Consider the following 17,738-nt stretch of genomic DNA (forward strand, 5'->3'; position numbering starts at 1 on the left):
CGCGGCGGCCCGGCTGGCCGCGTCCGCGCCCACCGTCGGCCGGGTGCTGGCGCTCGTCGCCGCCGTGTCGCTGCTCCTGGTGCCGGTGTTCGGCCGCCGCGCGTCCCGCGACGCGGTCGCCGTCTGGACCCGGCTCCGGGCGGTCTCCGAGGCGTCGAAGGCGGAGCTGTACCGCTACCTCGCCCGCGTCGCCCCCTACGCCGGCAGCGACGCCGACGCCGTCCTGCTGCACCGCTACGGACTGCTCGTGGACGGCGCCGGCGACCTGGTCGGGCACACCCTCGACGGCGCCCCGGCCGACCGTCCGCCGCCCCCGGTCACCGACGTGCCGAGCTACCTGGTCGAACGGGTGCAGCGCCAGGTCGACGGCTACTACCTGCCGGCGGCCCGGCAGGCCGGCCGCGCCGCCGCCCGGATCGGCCGCGCGGCGACCGCGTTGACCGTCCTGGCCGCCGTGCTCTCCGCCGTCGTCGGGGTGTTCGGCGACGGACTCGGCCTGACCGCGTGGGTGGGGGTGGCCGCGACGGTCACCACCGCGCTGGTCGGCTACGGCGCGGCCGAACGCTACGACCAACAGCACCTCGAGTACGCTCGGACGGCCGACCAGCTGACCCGGCTGCGGCTGACCCGGGCGGCCGGGTCGGGCTGGACCGACGACGAGGCGCTCGTCGCCGAGGCCGAGCGGATCATCGCCCAGTCCAACGCGGCCTGGATGGCCAAGATGATCGAGGACGATGGCGCTGCGCAGCAGTGACATGACGGGCTGTGGCGGATAGCATCATCGACATCCGTGATTGGTCGTCGACGTGGACGGACGTCCGTCCACCTCCGACACAGATGGGGGCCCGACGTGGACCGCACCCAACGCCCGTCCGATCCGTTCCCGGCGCCGATGAGCGACGTGCGACGGACGCCGCTCGGCCAGATCCCGGTCGAGCGGGCCGCCGCCCTGGCACGCATCGACGACCGCCGGGCCATCCACCCGACCCGGGTCGATGTCGCATCCTTCGGCTCGCACGTCTGACCCGGCCACCGCGCCCTGCGCCCCGGTCGCCCCGCTCAGCCAGTACGTCCTCAAGCTGACCAGCCGGTGCGACCTGGCGTGTGACCACTGCTACGTCTACGAACACCCCGACCAGTCGTGGCGTCGTCAACCCCGGCTGATGACGCCCGACACGGTCGAGGCCACCGCCCGGCGGATCGCCGAGCACGCCGCCACCCACCGGCTCACCACCGTCCGGGTGGTCCTGCACGGCGGGGAACCGCTGCTCGCCGGTGCGGCCCGGCTCGCCACCACCGCCACCACCCTGCGCCGGGCGATCGACCCGGTGACCCGGCTCGACCTGCGGATGCAGACCAACGGCGTGCTGCTCACCCCCGAGATCGCCGACGTCCTCGTCGCCCACGACGTCAAGGTGGGCGTCTCCCTGGACGGCGATCGGTCGGCCAACGACCGGCACCGCCGGTACGCCAACGGCGCGAGCAGCCACGACCAGGTGCGCCGGGCGCTGGCCCTGCTGCGCCGCCCCGCCTACCGCGGCTCCTACGCCGGGCTGCTGTGCACCGTCGACCTCGCCAACGACCCGCTGCGGGTCTACCAGGCGCTGCTCGCCGAGGAACCACCCCGGATCGACTTCCTGCTGCCGCACGCCAACTGGGACCGGCCACCCGCCCGCCCCGACGGGGCCGCCACCCCGTACGCCGACTGGCTGCTGACCATCCACCGGCGTTGGCTGGCCGACGGGCGTCCGGTGCCGATCCGGCTGCTGGAGTCCCTGCTGGCCACGGCCACCGGCGGCAGCACCGGCACCGAGGCGGTCGGGCTCGCCCCGGCGGACCTGGTCGTGGTGGAGACCGACGGCAGCTTCGAGCAGGTCGACTCGCTCAAGTCCGCCTTCCACGGCGCCGCCGCCACCGGCCTGGACGTGTTCCGGCACGCCGTCGACGAGGCGGCGGCCCACCCCGGCATCGCCGTCCGCCAGTCCGGCCTGGCCGGCCTCTGTGCCACCTGCCGGTCCTGCCCGCTGGTACGCCGCTGCGGCGGCGGCCTCTTCGCCCACCGGTACCGCTCGGGCACCGGCTTCGACAACCCGTCGGCCTACTGCGCGGACCTGGCCGCGTTGATCCGGGCCACCGCCGTCCCCGTCGACCCGCCGGAGCAGCAGCCGGCCGACACGCTGCCCCCCGCCGTCCTGGCCGACCTCGGCTCCGGGCGGGGCGGGCCCGGGTCGGTGGGTCAGCTCGCCGCCGTCCACCACGGCATCGCCCGCGCGCTGACGGTCGCGCTCAGCCCCGCCGCCACCGCCGACCCGGTCGCGGCGGCCGGCTGGCACCTCCTGGTGGCGCTGGACGTGTCCGCGCCCGACGCCGTCGACCACGTGCTCACCCACCCGTTCGTCCGGCGGTGGGCGCAGCGGTGCCGGTCCGGGGCGACCGGCGACCTGCCCCACCTCGCCGCCGTCGCCGCCGCGGCGGCGGTCCGCGCCGGCGTCGACGCCGATCTCGTGCTGCCGGTGCGGGCCGGCGCGGTGCACCTGCCGACGCTCGGCGCGATCATGGTGGACACCGACGCCGCCACGGTGCCCGTCACGATCTCCGCCGGCGGCGTCGCGCTGCGGGCCGGCCGGCGCCGGGTCCAGTTCCGGCCGGCCGTCGGACCCCACCCGGACCGGTGGCGGCCCACCCGGGCGGCCCACACCGGCGACGGGACCGTCCTGCTGGAGGACACCGACCCGTACCGCGACTGCTTCGACCTGCCGGTGGCGGCCCGGCTCACCCCGGCGGTCGCCGACCGCTGGACGCGGCAGGTGCACCGGGCGGTCGACCGCCTCGACACCGAGGCCGCCGGATACGCCGCCGGGGTACGCGCCCTGCTGCGCGCGGTGGTGCCGCTGCGCCCGGACCCGTCCGGCCGTTCCCGCAGCGCCGCCGCCCGGTCCGCGTTCGGCGCGGTCGCCGTCACCCCCGTCGCCGACGACGCCGCGCTGGCGGTGCTGCTCGTGCACGAGGTGCAACACCTCAAGCTGGACGCGGTGCTCGACGTCTGCGAGCTGTTCGACCCCGCCGACGCCCGACGGCTGCGGGTGCCCTGGCGCGACGACCCCCGCCCGGTGGAGGGCGCGCTGCACGGCGTCTACGCCCACCTCGCCGTCGCCGACGTGTGGCGGCACCGCCCCGGCGTCGAGGCCGAGGCCCACCACCGGCGCTACCGGGAGTGGACCGACGGGACGGTCGACGCCCTGCTCGACCTCGGCAGCCTCACCGCCGACGGCGAGCGTTTCGTCCGCCGGATGCGGGCCACCCTGGACGGGTGGCGGTGAACGACAGGGCCGTCCTCGCCGCCGACCTGCGGGCACTCGGACTACCCACCGGCGCGACCGTGCTGGTGCACTGCGCGCTGTCCCGGGTCCGCCCCGACCCGGCAGGGCCGGCCACCCTGCTCGCGGCGCTGCGCGACACCCTCGGCGACGACGGCACGGTGGTCGTGCCGACGCAGACCGCCGGCAACTCGGTGACCTCACCGGCGTTCCGGGCCGCCACGACGGGCATGACCCCGGCCCAGGCCGCCGCCGTCGAGGCGGCCATCGCGCCGTTCGATCCGGCGCACAGCCCGGCGCAGGGGATGGGGGCGTTCGCCGAACACGTCCGCCGGCAGGTCGACGCCCGGCGCAGCGCCCACCCGCAGACCTCGTTCGCCGCCCTCGGCCCGGCCGCCGCCGCCCTGACCGCCCGGCACGACCTCGACTGCCACCTCGGCGACCGGTCCCCACTGGGCGCGCTGTACGCCGCCGACGCCCTGGTGCTGCTGCTCGGCGTCGACTGGTCCGTGTGCACCGCGTTCCACCTCGCCGAGTACCGGTGCGCCCGGCCCGCCCCGCACCGGGCGTACCGCTGCTACCTGCGCGACCCGCAGGGCCGCCGGGTCCGCCGGGACTTCCGCGCCCCGCACCTGGACGACAGCGACTTCCCGCGGATCGGGGCGGCCGTGGTGGCCGACGGGGCGGTCCGCTCCGGGCCGGTGGGTGCCGCCGACAGCCACTGCGTGCGGCTGCGCCGCGCCGTCGACCTCGCCCTCGGGTGGATGGATGCGCACCGACTGGCGTGAAGGGGACAGCGCGGGTTTGGCCACTGTCGATACTGTGGTCGGCCGGGAGCGGCGACGCCGGGCGGGAGCGGTAGGTGGCGGAGGAACAGTTCTGGGAGGACGAGAGCGCCCCCGTGTTCTTCCTCAGCTACGCCCGCACCCGCACCCGGGTGGCGGCGCCCCCACGGGACACCAACCAGAAGGTCTTCCAGCTCTTCGTCGACCTCTCCGACCACGTCGTCGAGCTGCTCGGCCTCGGCCCGGGCCGGACGGCCGGCTTCATGGACCGGATGCTCGACGGAGGGCAGCTGTGGACCGACGATCTCGCCTTCGCCGCCGGCCACTGCCAGGTCTTCATCCCGCTCGTCTCCCCGCAGTACCTGCGCAGCCAGTGGTGCGCCCGGGAGTGGGACGCGTTCACCCGGCGGCGGGCGGTGCCCCGCCCGGACGCCGAGCCGTCGGCGGGGGAGACGCCGGTGATCCCGGTCAACTGGTCGGTGGTGGACCGTCGGCGGGTGCCCGAGGTCGTGTCGCGGCGGCAGATGTTCACCCCCACCCGGCTACCCTCGGACATCGCCCCGCAGTACCACGAGGAGGGCATCTACGGCCTGCTCAGCCTCGGCAGCAACGGCAAGGACGCCTACGACGCGGTGGTCTGGCGGCTGGCCCAGCGGATCGCCCGCGCGTACCGCACGCACTGGGTCGAGCCGGCCGTCCCGACCGACCTGCGGCAGCTGCGCGACCGGTTCGAGGAGGACGGGCATGACCTGGTCTGACACCTCCCCGGTCGGGGTCCCCGGGCAGGAGACCTACTTCTTCCTCAGCTACGCGCACTCCGTCCCGCTGTCCGACGCCGCCCGGCCGGACACCGACTACTGGGTCGGCAAGTTCTTCCAGGACCTCGCCAAGGCGGTCCGGGAGCATCCCCGACGCACCGCCGAGATCGAGGCGGGCTTCTTCGACGGCCAGGTCGTCCCCGGCGCCGACCTGCGCCGTACGCTCACCGACGCGCTCAGCGTCACGCACGTGTTCGTGCCGCTCTACTCCCCGAACTACTTCCGCAACGCCTGGGCGCTGGGCGAACGGGACTCGTTCCGCAGCCGGCTGGCCCGGCTGCCGGCCGGCCAGTCCGACCGGCACCTGCTGCCGGTGCTCTGGATGCCGCTGCCGTCCTGGGAGGACCGTCCCGAGATCGTCCAGGCGCTGTCGTTGACCGACGACCCCGACGACCGCGCCGACTACGCCGAGAACGGGCTGCGCGCGCTGTGCAAGCTCAGCGCCTACGGCCGGCAGTACCGGCGGCTGCGCGACGCGCTGGCCGACCGGATCGTCACGGTGACCGAGCAGCAACCGCTCGCCCGGTCCCGGGCGGCGACGCTGACCAGCCGGCCGGTCCCCGACGGCCCGGGCGCCGCGCTGGTGGTCACCACCCTCGCCGCCGACCGGGCCCGCTGGCGGCCCTACGGCGACCAGCACCAGTTGGCGGTCGCCGACTACGTGGCCGCGACCGCCGAGCGGCTCGGTCTGCCCACCCGGGTCGTCGGGCTGGCCGAGGCCCGCGACCAGGCCCCGCACAGCCCGGCGGTGGTGCTGGTGGACGCCGGGGTCGGGGTCGACGCGGCCCGCGCCGCGCTCGACGGGCTGCCGCAGTGGGTGGTCCCGCTCGTCATCGCCGCCGACCATGCGCGTGGCGAGCCGACACCCGAGGAGATCGCCGGTACCTTGCATGACGCCCGGTTTCCCCGGGTGCTGCCGGTGCGCACCATCGACGAGTTCGAGCGCTGCGCGCCGCTGCTGGTCACCGAGGCGCGCAAACAGTTCCTCCGGCACGGGCCGGTCGATCCGCCGGAGGGCCCGCACGATCCGAAGCCGAGCCTGGGGCCGGCCGGACCGTTCGACGTACGGCGAGGGAAGGCAGAACGATGACTCCACCCCGCGACGGCCAGGTCGTCACCTTCTACTCGTACAAGGGTGGCACCGGTCGCACCATGGCGCTGGCGAACACCGCCTGGATCCTCGCCGCGAACGGCCACCAGGTGCTGGTCGCCGACTGGGACCTGGAATCCCCCGGCCTGCACCGGTTCTTCGCGCCGTTCCTCGACCCGGAGCAGGTCGCCTCCACCGGCGGCGTGATGGACCTGATCCTGGACTACGAGTGGGAGAACGCCCGCCGTCGGCGCGAGGGCGACGACACCCGCCCCGGCGACTGGCACCGCCAGTACGCCCGGGTCCACAAGCACGCCTTCTCGGTCAGCTGGGAGTTCCCCGGCGGCGGCACCCTGGACCTGCTGCTCGCCGGCCGGCACAACCCCGACTACGCCACCAGCGTCACCGGGCTGAACTGGGACAACTTCTACAACCGGCTCGGCGGGGCGCAGTTCTTCGACGCGCTGCGGGCGGACATGAAGCGGCACTACGACTACACCCTGATCGACAGCCGCACCGGCATCAGCGACGTCGCCGAGATCTGCACCATCCACCTGCCCGACGTGCTGGTGGACTGCTTCACCCTCAGCGACCAGGGCATCGACGGCGCCGCCTCGGTCGCCGCCCGGGTCCGTGGCTACGAGGGCCGCCGCGCCCGCCGGGTGCTGCCGGTGCCGATGCGGGTCGACGAGGGCGAGAAGACCAAGACCGACGCCGGCCGGGCGCTGGCCATGCAGCGGTTCGCCGGTCTGCCCAGCGGCATGACCGAGCTGGAACGGCAGGACTACTGGCTTTCCGTCGAGGTCCCCTACCGGGCCTACTACGCCTACGAGGAGACGCTGGCGACGTTCGGCGACGTACCGGGCAGCCGGGGGCTGCTGTCGGCGTACGAGGCGCTGACCCGGCACATCACCAACGGCACGGTCGCCGGGCTGCCCCGGATGGACGAGGGGCTGCGCCGGCAGACCTTCCAACGTTTCGAACGCAAGCCGGTGATCGTCGACGAGCTGATCGTGTTGCGGTACGTGCCGGAGGACCAGGCGTGGGCGGAGTGGGCGCAGTCCGCGCTGCACGCCGTCGACCTGCGGGTGCTGGCCGTCCCGCTGGGCGTCCCGGCGACGGTGCCCGCCGGCACGGCCTCCCGTGAGCTGCACCTGGTCTCCCGCGCCTACCTCGCCGCCCGCCGGGCCCTCGGCAGCGCCGCCGGTTCCCCACTGCTCGCGCTGCACCTGGACGACACCACCCCGTCGGTGGACACCCCGCCCGGCAGTTGGGCGACCGTCTACGAGCGGGGCGCCGCAGCCGCCGCCGAGCAGGTGTGGGAGCTGGTCGGCCGGCCCACCGACGGTCGGGACCGGCCGGTGCCGGCCACCCGCTACCCGGGCGTCGAGCCGCTGGTCTTCTACGCCCCGGCACGTAACGTGCGGTTCACCGGCCGGGACCGGCTGCTGCTGGCCCTGCGCGAGGAGCTGAAGACGGCGGCGCGGGAACGGGTCCCGGTGGCGCTGCGCGGCGGGGCCGGCATCGGCAAGACCCAGCTCGCCACCGAGTACGCCTACCGCTTCCACGGCGCGTACGACGTCATCTGGTGGGTGGACGCCGACCCGGTGCAGTTCATCGACGTCCGCTTCGCCGACCTGGGCCGCCGGCTCAGCCTGCCGGACCTGCAGAACGTGCCGGACAACACCCGGGCGGTGCGGGACTGGCTCAGCCACGGCGGCGGCCGGGGGGCCGACGAGCCGCCCCTGCGCTGGCTGATCGTCTTCGACAACGTCGACCAGTACGAGCACGTCCGGGACTACCTCCCCCAGGGCGAGGGACACGTGCTGGTGACCACCCGCAACCCGGACTGGGGTGACCTGGCCCGCGCGGTCGACGTGGACGCCTTCCAGCGCGGCGAGAGCGTCAGCCACCTGATCGGCCGGACCAGCCGCCGGGGCATGACCGTGGCCGAGGCGCAGCAGGTCGCCGAGGCGGTGGAGGACGTGCCGATCCTGGTGGCGCTGGCCGGCGCGTGGCTGGCGGAGAGCCCCGACTCGGTCGCCACCTACCTGGCCGGGCTGGCCCGCACCGGCCCCGACAGCGACGTGTGGGGCCGCTCGCTGGCCGGCCTGCGGGAGCAGTCCCCGGGCGCCTACCGGCTGCTCCAGCTCGGTTCGGTGCTCGCCCCCGACATCGCCCTCGACCTGCTCTACGGCGACCAGGTGGCGAAGGTCATCGCCCCGCACGACCCGCTGGTCGCCGCGCAGGTCACCGACCGGGTCTCCGAACGGGACATCGCTGCCGCGCTGGTCCAGCGGATCAACCGGCTCGCCCTGATCAAGGTGGACCTGCACGCCCAGCGGGTGCAGATCCACCGGCTGCTCCAGGCGGCGTTGCGGTCCCGGATGTCCGAGCAGGAGCTGGCCGAGGTCAAGCACGACGTGCACCGCATCCTCGCCGGTTCCCGCCCCTCCGGCGAGGTGGACGACCCGGCGTTCCAGTCCGGCTACCGGCACCTGTGGCCGCACCTGGACGGCTCCGAGGCGGTGTCCTGCCACGACGACACGGTCCGGCAGCTGGTCATCGACCGGGTCCGGTACATCTTCCTCAACGGCGGTTTCGAACAGGGTGCGCAGTACGCCCGGGAGGCCGACAAGACCTGGACGACCATGCTGGAGGGGTTGTCCCCGGACACCACCGCCCACCGTTCGCTGCGCGTGCAACTGCTCAACCTGCGCTTCAACCGGGCCAACCTGCTGCGCAGCCTCGGCCTGTTCGAGCAGGCGCTGACCCTCGACGCGGAGACCCTGCGTCAGCAGGAGGACCTGATCGGCGAGACCCACCCGTACACCCTGATGACCGCCGGCGGGTACGCGGCGGACCTGCGGGCACTGGGTCGCTACCAGGAGGCGCTGGCACGGGATCTGCGGACCCACGGGGCGTCCGTGGAGGTGTTCGGGGAGGACCACCGGCGCACCCTGAACGCGGCCAACAACCTGGCCGCCTCCTACCGGCTCACCGGGGACTTCGTCCGGGCGCTCGACACCGACCAGACGACCTACCGCCGGTTGCGGGTCGTGCTCGGTCCCGACCACCCGCGGACCCTGCTCTCGGCCAGCAACTACGCCCGTGATCTGCGGGAGACCGGCGACTACCAGGGCTCGGTGGTGTTGCTGGAGGACGTGATCGAGGGGTACCGCCGGCTCTTCGGCGACCAGTTCCGCGAGTTGCTGCTCAGCCAGGCCAACCTGGCCACGTCGCTGCGCAGCACCGGCCGGATCGCCGAGGCGGGCCGGCTGCTCGACGACGCCTACACCCGGCTGCGCTCCACCGTCGGGCCGACCAACCCGGACACCCTGCTGTGCCGGTTGAGCCGGACGGCCAACCTGATGCTCCAGGGCCAGGCGGCGCACGCCCGGTCGGAGCTGGAGGAGGTGCAGCAGACGCTCACCCAGGTGTTCGGGGCACAGCACCCCTACACGCTGGTGTGTGAACTCAACCGGGGGGTGGCGCTGTGGGACGCGGGGGCGCAGGAGGAGGCGTACGCGTTCACCATGGCCGCGGCCGACGGGCTGCGGGAGGTGCTCGGACCCGAGCATCCGTTCAGCATGGGCGCGGACAACAACGCCGCCGTCTTCACCATCCTCGACGGGCAGGCCGAGGAGGGCCTCACCCGGTTGCTGGCCGTGGTGGCCCGGCTGACCGCGGTGCTGGGGGCCGACCACCCGGACACGCTGCGCAGCCTCGGCAACGTGGAGACGGCCCGGCAGGCGGCGAGCGGGGGAGTGGTCAGCATCGGGCGGATGCGGCTGGCGGACCGGCTCGCCGACCGGATCGGGCAGGAACACCCGAGCGTGGTGGTGCTGCGCGACGGGCGGTACGTGCGGCGGGTCCTCGACCCGCACCCCTACTGACCGGGTCGGGCACCGATGAGCACGTCGGTGCCCGTCGGCACCTGCCCGTCGCCGAGCCACCGCAGGATGCGGGGGAGTTGCCCCATGGCGTCGAAGTGGGCCGCACCGGGCTGCACCTCGATCTCCGCCCCGGGGATCCGGGCGGCCAACCAGCGGCCGTGGCTGGCCGGGGCGAAGGTGTCGTCCGCGCCGTGCCACAGCCGCACCGGGGTGGCCATGGTGTCGATCGCGTCGAGGTTGAACTTCCAGTCGCGGCGCAACGCCAACACGTCGTCGATCCAGCCGTACGGGCCGGCCCGCAGGGCCTCCTGGTAGGTGTCGAAGATGATCCCGCGCAGCGCCGCGTCGTTGATCGCCCGGCGGTCGGGGGGACCCATCTGCGTCATCAGGTCCCGCAGCAGGAACCGGGGGTCCTCGGCGGCGCGGGCGGCCCGCTGCCGGATCTCCTCGACCACGATCTCGGTGTCCGGGCGGCCGTTGCCGAAGCCGCGCTGGTTGTCGCCGTTCATCCCCTCGAACCAGTCCAGGCCGATGGCCTCCGAGGGGGCGAAGCTCACCAGCACCGCGACCCGGCTCACCCGGCCGCGCAGGCGTTCGTCGGCGGCGCAGGCCAGTGCGTGCGGCCCGCCACCGGAGCGGCCGGCGACCGCGAACCGGTCCAGGTGGAGCTGGTCGGCGATGGCCTCCACGTCCCGCGCTGCGTCCGCCACGTCCCGGCCCTCGAACCGGTCGGAGTCGCCGTAACCGGGGCGGTCGTAGGCGATCAACCGGATGCCCATCCGGTAGAGCACGATGCCCCGGGGTTTCGGCCCCCGGCGGCTGCCGGGTGTGCCGTGCATCAGGAAGACGGGGAACCCGTCGGGAGCACCGGTCTCCTCGTACGCCACCCGCTTGTTGTCCGCGCGGTGGGCGTATCGCGGCCCAGGCTCACCTTCTCGGGTCACTCCAGCCTACCTTCCGGTGCCACTACCAGCCGATACTCGCAACCCGCATCGAGCGGAGACGATGTTTCCGTCGGCCCCGTTCAGCCTTTGAGCCTAACGGTCGGGCCCGCCGCACCGCTATGCCGAGCCCGAACAACCGGCCGGATCTGTCGGAAACGACACCTGTCGGCCCGTCGGGTGGGAACGTCCGGCCGAACCGGCGACGGCGTTCAGCAGGCCAGGGGTCGGATATCCGACGGCGCGTCGACCAGGGCGGCGCGTGGATCGGCGTAGCGCCACTCCACCCGGTACTGCGCCCGCAACCGGGGCCGCGGCACCACCCACTCGTACGCGATCCGCCCCTGCCGCTCCCGGCCGTCCGGGCGCACCTCGGCGCTGCTCTCCGCGGTGAACGAGGTCTCGTTGCCCCAGACGGTGGGACCCGTCTCGGTCGGGAAGTCGAGCCGGACCACCAGGTTGCGGGTGGGCAGCCGGATGTCGCGTTGCAGCCAGTCGCCGAACTTCCACGCCGGCACCCGGTAGGCGTAGTCCACCACGGTGCGCTGGCCGGGATAGAGCGGCATCGGGGTGCCCCCGCCGTCGAGCAGCAGCACGATCTTGAGGAAGGCGTCCCGGCTGCGCCCGACCCGCCACCGCATCGGCTCCGGCTGGTCGACGCCGATGGTCGCCCGGAAGTCGACCTCGTCGATGGTGAGCGGATGGCGACCGTGGAAGACCGTCGACCGGGCCGGATCGTCCGGGAACCGGTCGATGTCGATCTGCACCGTGTGCCGGGTGATCGGCTCGGTGCCCACACTGTGCAGCACCCGCCGGAACCGGCACTCGTACACCCCGTCGACGAGGGAGAGGCTGGCCTGCTCGTCCTCGATCACCAGATGCGACCCAGCCGGCGGCGGCACCGCGGTCGGGCCGAGCGGGGAGCGGCGTCCCCCGGGGCCCCGGCTGTCGGCGAAGGCGACGTACTGCTGCCAGATCCGGTTGCCGCTGTCCAACACCAGCTCGACCCGCCGGGCGAACTCCTCGGTGGGTTGGTGCCGGCCGTTCTCGATGTGGCTGACGTACGACGGGTCGAAACCGGTGCGTTCGGCCAGTTCCTTCTTGGACATGCCCCGCTGGTGACGCCAGTGGGTCAGTTCCCGCACGAAATCCGCCGCCGCATCGTCCTGTGTGGAGCTGCCCATGCCCCCGTCCTCGCTGTCGGGCCTCAAGTCTGTCCCACCCGTGGCGTCCGCGCCAGGGGTGCCCCCCACCCGACTCCGCCCGGCGGCCCGGACCCCGGTCCGCCGCACCCGCACCACGACGGCCGCCCGCGCGGGCGGCAGAATGACCGGGATGGACACCGCCGTGCGCCGCTACCTCGCCGACCTGGTCGGCACCGCCCGCGACGTGCTCGGGCCGCAGCTGGTGGGCGGCTACGCCGCCGGGTCGGTGGCGCTGGACGCGTACCAGCCGGGCCGCAGCGACGTGGACGTGGCGCTGGTCTGCCGGGACGCGCTACCCCGACGGACCCGGCAGGAACTGGTCACCCGGCTGCGGCACGAGGCGCTGCCGTGCCCGGCACGCGGCCTCGAACTGGTCGTCTACACCCGCCCGGTGGCCGGCTCGGGCACCGGCGAACCGGGGTTCGAGGTGGAACTCAACACCGGGGCGGCGATGCCGTCGCGGGCCACCCTCGACCCGGCCGACCGGCCCGCCGCCGACGGCCACTTCTGGTACGGCCTGGACCGCAGCATCCTGCACCAGCGGGGTCGCCCGTTGACCGGCCCGCCGGCCGGCGAGGTCTTCGCCGACCTGTCCCCGGACGACCTGCGCACGCTGCTGGTGGCGGCGTTGCGCTGGTGGCTGGCCCGGCCCGCCCCACCCGGGGACGCCCCCGCCCCCGGCGCGCAGGACGCGGTGCTGAACGCCTGCCGCGCGCTGGTCCGCCTCCGCGACGGCGACTGGCTGTCCAAGGTCGCCGCCGGCCACCGGGTGATCACCCTCGGCCGCGACCCCGAGCTGGTGCGCCGCTGTGTCGACGCCCGCGACGGCGGCCCGCCCCCGTCCGCCGCCGCGGCCCGCGCCTTCCAACAGCGGGTGCTCGACGAGATCGTCACCGGCTGACCGCGACGCCCGGCCGCCGATGCCGCGTCCCGGTCAGCCCGCCGGCCCGCCCCGTCCCCGGCTCAGCGTCGGAGCAGGGCGAAGGCACCCCAGCCCAGGTACTCCCGCCGGTACCGGACGTGCCGCAGCGGGTCCTCGGTCAGCTCCCGCCGCAACGACCCGGCGAGCGCGTCGTCGGGATGGGCGTCCAACCAACGGCGCAGGGTCAGCCAGTGCGCGGCGGCGTACCGGTCCCAACTGTCCTGGTCGGCGAGGACCATCTCGACCACGTCCCAGCCGTGCCCCTGCATCCGGCCGATCAGCCCGGGAAGATCGTCGAAGTCGTCCCGCACGGTGGCGTGGCAGCCGGCGACGGTCTCCTGGTCCGGCGGTTCCCGCCGCCAGTACGGCTCCCCGACCAGCAGCATCCCGCCCGGACGCAGCGCCCGCGCCAGCAGGTCGACGGTGCCGGTGACACCCCCGCCGATCCAGGTCGCACCGAGACAGACGGCCACGTCGACCGGTACCGGGTGGACGTACCCGGCGGCGTCGTCGTGGACGAAACGGACCCGGTCGGCCACCCCGAGCGTGCCCGCCCGATGCCGGGCGGCGGCGGTGAACGCGGTGCTGATGTCGACACCGGTGCCCCGGACCCCGTGCGCGCGGGCCCAGGTGCAGAGCAGCTCACCCTTGCCGCTGCACAGGTCGAGCAGGGTGTCGTCGGGGCGCAGCCGGATCACCCGGCCCAGGGTGGCCAGCTTGTCGGCGTCGAACGGGTTGAGGATGCGAAGGTCGCCTTCGCGGATGACGAAACTACGATCGAGATCCATGTCGATGACTCCGGAGGTGCGTGGACGGACGCGGAAAGCGGACGGTCGGCACACGGAGCACGGGCACGGGACCACACCTCGTTCGCTGGTCAGGGTGACGGGACCGCCAGGCTACGTCCCCACCGGCCCGGAGCACAGCGAATTCGCCCCGGGCCGTACCCGTTCGTCAGACGTTGGTCGGCACCCTGCCGGCGGGCGGTTCGGTGGCCGCCTCGACCGGCGGCTCGGTGGCCGGCCGGGCCGCCACCGTCGGGTACTCGGCGGTTTCCCCACCCCCGGCGGCGGCCGCCATCACGGCGGCGGCGGCCAGGTCGGCGACCCGCTTCGCCTCCCGCTGCACCCGGGCCCGGACGTCCTTGGCGTGCCGCTCCACACTCTCGGCGGCCTGCCGGGCCTCCTCCAACCGTCGGTTCTCGGCGGTCAGGTCGCGACGCACCTCCTCCAACCGCTGCCGGGAACGCGCCAACTCCCGCTCGGTGGTGTCACCCTCCTGCTGGATCTCGGCCAGCTGCGCACGGGCCGTCTCCAGCTCACCCTGCACCTCGGCGAGGGTCTTCTGCCGGTCGGCGATCTCCCGCTGCACCGTGGCGAGCTGCTCCTGGTGACTGCTGGTCTGCTCGTCGGCCCGCTGACGGACCTCGGTGGCGTACTGCTGCGCCTCGGCGATCAACGCGGCGATCTGCTGCTCGGCGGCGCTGTGCTGGTTGGTCAGCTCCCGTTCCGCCGCCGCCCGCTGCTCGGCCAGCTCCTGCTCGGCCGCGGCCCGCCGCTCGCCGACCTCCCGCTCCACCGTGGCCTGCCACTGGGCCAGCTCCTGCTGGCTCTGCGTCCGGGCCGCCTGGATCTCCTGCTGGATCTGGGTCCGGGCCGCCTTGGTCAACGCCTCGGCGGCGGCCCTGGTCTGGGTGATCTGCTTCGCGGTCTGCTCGCTGATCCGCTTGGCCTCCTGCTGGGCCCGCTCGTGGGCGGCCTCCCCCTCGGCCCGCAGCTTCTCGGCCCGCTCCCGGATCTCGGCCAGCTCGGCGTCGGCCGCCGTCCGGCGCTCCTCGTACGCCTTCTCCTGCTCGTCGCGGCGGGTGGCGAGTTCCTCGTCCAGGTCCCGCAGCGCCTGGGCGGTCCGGTCCCGGGCCTCGACCAGCGTCTTCTCCGCCTCACCCTGGAGCTGGTTCGCCCGCTGGGAGGCCGAGTCGGTGATCACCGCGGCCTGTTTCTCGGCCAGGGCGAGGATCTGGTCCACCATCGGACCGAGGTCGCGGAAGGACGCCCGGTCCACCTGGGCGGGACGCTGACGCAACTCGGTCAGCTCCGCCTGCAACCGCTGGATGTGCGCGGTCAGGCCCTGGATCTGGCCGGCCGCCTGGGCCCGCTCGGCGGTCAACGTCGACAGCGCGCCGTCCATCTGCTCGACGTACCGGTCCACCTGCCGCTTGTCGTAGCCCCGTAGCGCGAGCTCGAAGCTCGGCCGTGCCGACCCGTCGTCCCGCGACGCGTACGACTCCTCCCCGGTGGACATATGGCGCCAGCCTCCGTACTCCTCGGTGATCCAGGTCGCGCGGGCGACCCCACGCCCACGATGGGGCGAAACACTACCGGCGACCGATGTTCCGGGTGACCGGGCCCCGGTGGGGTCCACGCACCGATCCGGGCCGGCCAGCGGCTCCGCCGTACGCGGTCCGGATCGGTGCCCGTCAGTCTGGTCGTCGGTCCGGCTCCCCGGAGTCGACCGTTCCGGCGGAATTGGCGGTCCGGCCCGCGCAGCCGACCGGCTGCGCGGGCCGGACCGGGGAGGTTATCCGCAGGTATCCCCGCTCAGCGGTCCTGACGACGGGACCGGGCACCCCACTGGGCGACGGTCACCAGTAGGGCACCGAGCCCCAGGACGAGCGCGCCGATCAGACCGACGGCGGCCGTCGGAGCGCCGGTGACCGGCAGATCCTGACTCGCGGACATGTTCACCTCCCTCAGGCGTCGGTACGGATCGGGACGACCGCGCCTGCTCCGGGGTGGGCGATCCGCCCCGGTGAGGACCAGACGCAGCGGTCGACGGTGGGTCGGCGGATCGCCTTGACCAGCGCGTGCACCAGGACGACCCGGTAGAGCAGGTCGGTCAGGACGATCGTCGGCAGGAAGAGCAGCAGTCGGGGCCGCCCCAACCGCCAGGCCGCGAGCGCGATCCAGAACGCCTGGCCGGCGAGCATCAGCAGCAGCCCGCCGACGAACCCGGGCCCGGCGGTGGCCAGCAGCCACAGGGTGGCCGGTGCGCCGGCGACGTAGAGCGCCCAGTGCAGCATCAGCAGCAGGTAGGCGTAGTCGAACCGGCTGTGACTCCGGCCCACCCGGTGCCCGATGACGCCCTGGAAGGTGCCCCACAGCCAGCGCAGGTTCTGCCGGTACCAGTCCCGCCCGGTGGTCGGGTCCTGGAGTTGCGCGACGGCCCGCGGGGCGTAGACGACCTTTCCGAGCTGCCGGCGGTGGGTCTCCAGCACCCAGTAGGTGTCGTCGACGATGTACGGCGGCTGCTGCGGCAGCAGGACGTCCAGCAGTTCGGTGCGGTACACCGAGTTCGAGCCGGAGATGCAGTTCATGACGTTGAAGTGGCTCTGGATGCGGCGGACGATCGCCTGGTAGTTCCAGTAGCTGTAGGCCCGCTTGGCCAACCACGGGTTCCACCGGTGCTCCGCCGGCCACCAGGTGACGTTGTGACCCACCACGATCGCCACGTCGTCGGCCAGCAGCGCCAACGCGGCCGTGACGAAGTCCGGTTCCACCAGGACGTCGTCGTCGAGGATCGCCACCGCCCGGTATGCCCCACCCAGGTCGAAGGCGGTGTACGCGGCGTGCAGCGCGGCCGGCTTGCCGACGTTGGTCGCGAGTTCGAGCACCCGGGCACCGGCGGCGGTCGCGGTGGCGGCGGTGGCGTCCGTCGAGGCGTCCGACACCACGAAGACCTGGGCGCCGGTGGCCCGGGCCGACCGGACGGTGCTCCCGATCGTCGCCGAGCCGTTGCGGCAGGCGATCAGGACGGCCACCTCGTGCGGGCGGACCAGGGTGTGCCGGGGGAACCTCGGCGGACGGCGACGCAGGAGCGCCGCGCGTTCCGGCCGGAGGAACCCGTACCCGAAGGCGGCGACCACCAGGAACAGAACCAAAACACCGAGAGTGACGGCAACGGTGAGGACAGCCTCTCCCACGAGAAGCCCCTTTACGCAGTTAGGAAGGGGGTTGGAGGGCCGCTGCGCTGCGGTGCAGCCGTAACGCTACGTATATGAATGACGTTCGCCAACTGTGCTCGCAGGTTCTGGCCGTTCGGCCCATCCGGCCCTCACCCCACTGGTCTTTGCACAGCTCAGACGCGACATCCGGGCGGGTTGTGCGGGCCGGTCCGGCGCTGTCGGCGCGCCATGTGACGCGGGACGCCCGCTGTGGATTTGACGATCATCTCGGCGGACGCGTAACTTTCTCTCTGCCAGCGCGGAACGGACGAAACAGGGCGAAAGTCCTGGAGGCCGGAGCGCGGTTCCTGATCTCGGGTGGTGCTTCCGGATCGGCCCGGGGGGTCGGTACGGCGGGGCGAAACCGACCGGGTAGAGTGAACGACCGGCAGGGAATCGGGCGAGAGTGCGGGAAACCGCTGCGGCCGGCCTGGCGATAATCACGATGTTTTCCGGTGTGAGCCGGGGGTGTTCGTGGTGTGTGGAAATTGTGGTTGATGTGGTGTGGATCGTGACAGAGCGGTTTGACACGGCGGATACCACCGGGTAACGTAGTAAAAGTGCCTGGCGCGGAAGCGCGGGGCGCGGTGAATGAGATGCCCCAGGTCGGGGGTTCTGCTGTTGCGGGGCTTCCGGGTGGTGTGTGGTTGTTCTTTGAGAACTCAACAGGGTGCTTGTAAAGCCAGTGCCAATTGTTTTATACCCCGTGCCGGCTGAATCTTCGGGTTTGGTTGGTTTGGGATTCCTTTGGCAACATGTTTGTT

At 73.5% G+C, this 17,738-nt stretch carries 14 protein-coding genes; 8 read left to right on the plus strand and 6 right to left on the minus strand.

The features are described 5' to 3' along the window. The 7 genes from H1A17_RS29630 to fxsT all read left to right on the plus strand — a co-directional run. Window positions 1-754 (plus strand): DUF4231 domain-containing protein (locus H1A17_RS29630; RefSeq protein WP_194823435.1); only part of this gene is annotated, 754 nt, incomplete at its 5' end. 138 nt (window positions 755-892) lie between these two features. Next, window positions 893-1,024 carry a hypothetical protein gene (locus tag H1A17_RS35220; protein ID WP_255542166.1) on the plus strand — a complete coding sequence of 44 codons (132 nt, stop codon included), beginning with the start codon at window positions 893-895 and terminating at the stop codon, window positions 1,022-1,024. Then, on the plus strand, window positions 996-3,320 hold the full coding sequence (locus H1A17_RS29635) for an FxsB family cyclophane-forming radical SAM/SPASM peptide maturase (RefSeq protein ID WP_194823436.1): 2,325 nt from the start codon (window positions 996-998) through the stop codon (window positions 3,318-3,320). The genes H1A17_RS35220 and H1A17_RS29635 overlap by 29 nt, the downstream gene beginning before the upstream one ends. Continuing rightward, the gene (locus H1A17_RS29640; RefSeq protein ID WP_145922825.1) at window positions 3,317-4,105 is read left to right on the plus strand and encodes an aminoglycoside N(3)-acetyltransferase; all 789 of its coding nucleotides are present in this window, start codon (window positions 3,317-3,319) and stop codon (window positions 4,103-4,105) included. Before H1A17_RS29635 ends, H1A17_RS29640 begins: the two co-directional genes overlap by 4 nt. Before the next feature lie 74 nt (window positions 4,106-4,179). Beyond that, window positions 4,180-4,860, plus strand: coding sequence for a TIR-like protein FxsC (locus H1A17_RS29645; RefSeq protein WP_145919900.1), 681 nt, complete (start codon window positions 4,180-4,182; stop codon window positions 4,858-4,860). Continuing rightward, complete coding sequence (locus tag H1A17_RS29650) at window positions 4,847-6,010, plus strand: TIR-like protein FxsC (RefSeq protein WP_145919901.1); 1,164 nt, start codon at window positions 4,847-4,849, stop codon at window positions 6,008-6,010. Before H1A17_RS29645 ends, H1A17_RS29650 begins: the two co-directional genes overlap by 14 nt. Next, window positions 6,007-9,906 carry an FxSxx-COOH system tetratricopeptide repeat protein gene (gene fxsT / locus H1A17_RS29655; protein WP_194823437.1) on the plus strand — a complete coding sequence of 1,300 codons (3,900 nt, stop codon included), beginning with the start codon at window positions 6,007-6,009 and terminating at the stop codon, window positions 9,904-9,906. Before H1A17_RS29650 ends, fxsT begins: the two co-directional genes overlap by 4 nt. Here fxsT and H1A17_RS29660 read toward each other — a convergent pair. Next, window positions 9,900-10,850, minus strand: a complete 951-nt coding sequence (locus H1A17_RS29660; protein WP_145919903.1) for an alpha/beta fold hydrolase — start codon at window positions 10,848-10,850, stop codon at window positions 9,900-9,902. The genes fxsT and H1A17_RS29660 overlap by 7 nt on opposite strands. 209 nt (window positions 10,851-11,059) lie before the next feature. After that, a complete protein-coding gene (locus H1A17_RS29665) occupies window positions 11,060-12,031 on the minus strand; it encodes a helix-turn-helix transcriptional regulator (protein ID WP_194823438.1) in 972 nt (323 codons plus the stop codon). Window positions 12,032-12,182: 151 nt separating this feature from the next. Between H1A17_RS29665 and H1A17_RS29670 the strand changes: the two genes are divergently transcribed. Next, window positions 12,183-12,953, plus strand: coding sequence for a nucleotidyltransferase domain-containing protein (locus H1A17_RS29670; protein WP_145919905.1), 771 nt, complete (start codon window positions 12,183-12,185; stop codon window positions 12,951-12,953). Window positions 12,954-13,015: 62 nt separating this feature from the next. Here the strand turns inward: H1A17_RS29670 and H1A17_RS29675 are convergent, their stop codons facing one another. The 4 genes from H1A17_RS29675 to H1A17_RS29690 form a co-directional block, all read right to left on the minus strand. Next, window positions 13,016-13,762, minus strand: coding sequence for a cyclopropane-fatty-acyl-phospholipid synthase family protein (locus tag H1A17_RS29675; protein ID WP_145919906.1), 747 nt, complete (start codon window positions 13,760-13,762; stop codon window positions 13,016-13,018). Window positions 13,763-13,928: 166 nt separating this feature from the next. Then, complete coding sequence (locus H1A17_RS29680; protein WP_145919907.1) at window positions 13,929-15,275, minus strand: DivIVA domain-containing protein; 1,347 nt, start codon at window positions 15,273-15,275, stop codon at window positions 13,929-13,931. A 296-nt stretch (window positions 15,276-15,571) separates the two neighbouring features. Further along, the gene (locus tag H1A17_RS29685) at window positions 15,572-15,712 is read right to left on the minus strand and encodes a hypothetical protein (RefSeq protein ID WP_168222494.1); all 141 of its coding nucleotides are present in this window, start codon (window positions 15,710-15,712) and stop codon (window positions 15,572-15,574) included. A gap of 11 nt (window positions 15,713-15,723) precedes the next feature. Beyond that, entirely contained in the window at window positions 15,724-16,911 is a 1,188-nt protein-coding gene (locus H1A17_RS29690; protein WP_228544475.1) for a glycosyltransferase family 2 protein, read from the minus strand. Window positions 16,912-17,738 lie beyond the last annotated feature (827 nt).

It is taken from the genome of Micromonospora sp. S-DT3-3-22 (genome assembly GCF_015354745.1).
Taxonomy (GTDB): domain Bacteria; phylum Actinomycetota; class Actinomycetes; order Mycobacteriales; family Micromonosporaceae; genus Micromonospora; species Micromonospora wenchangensis.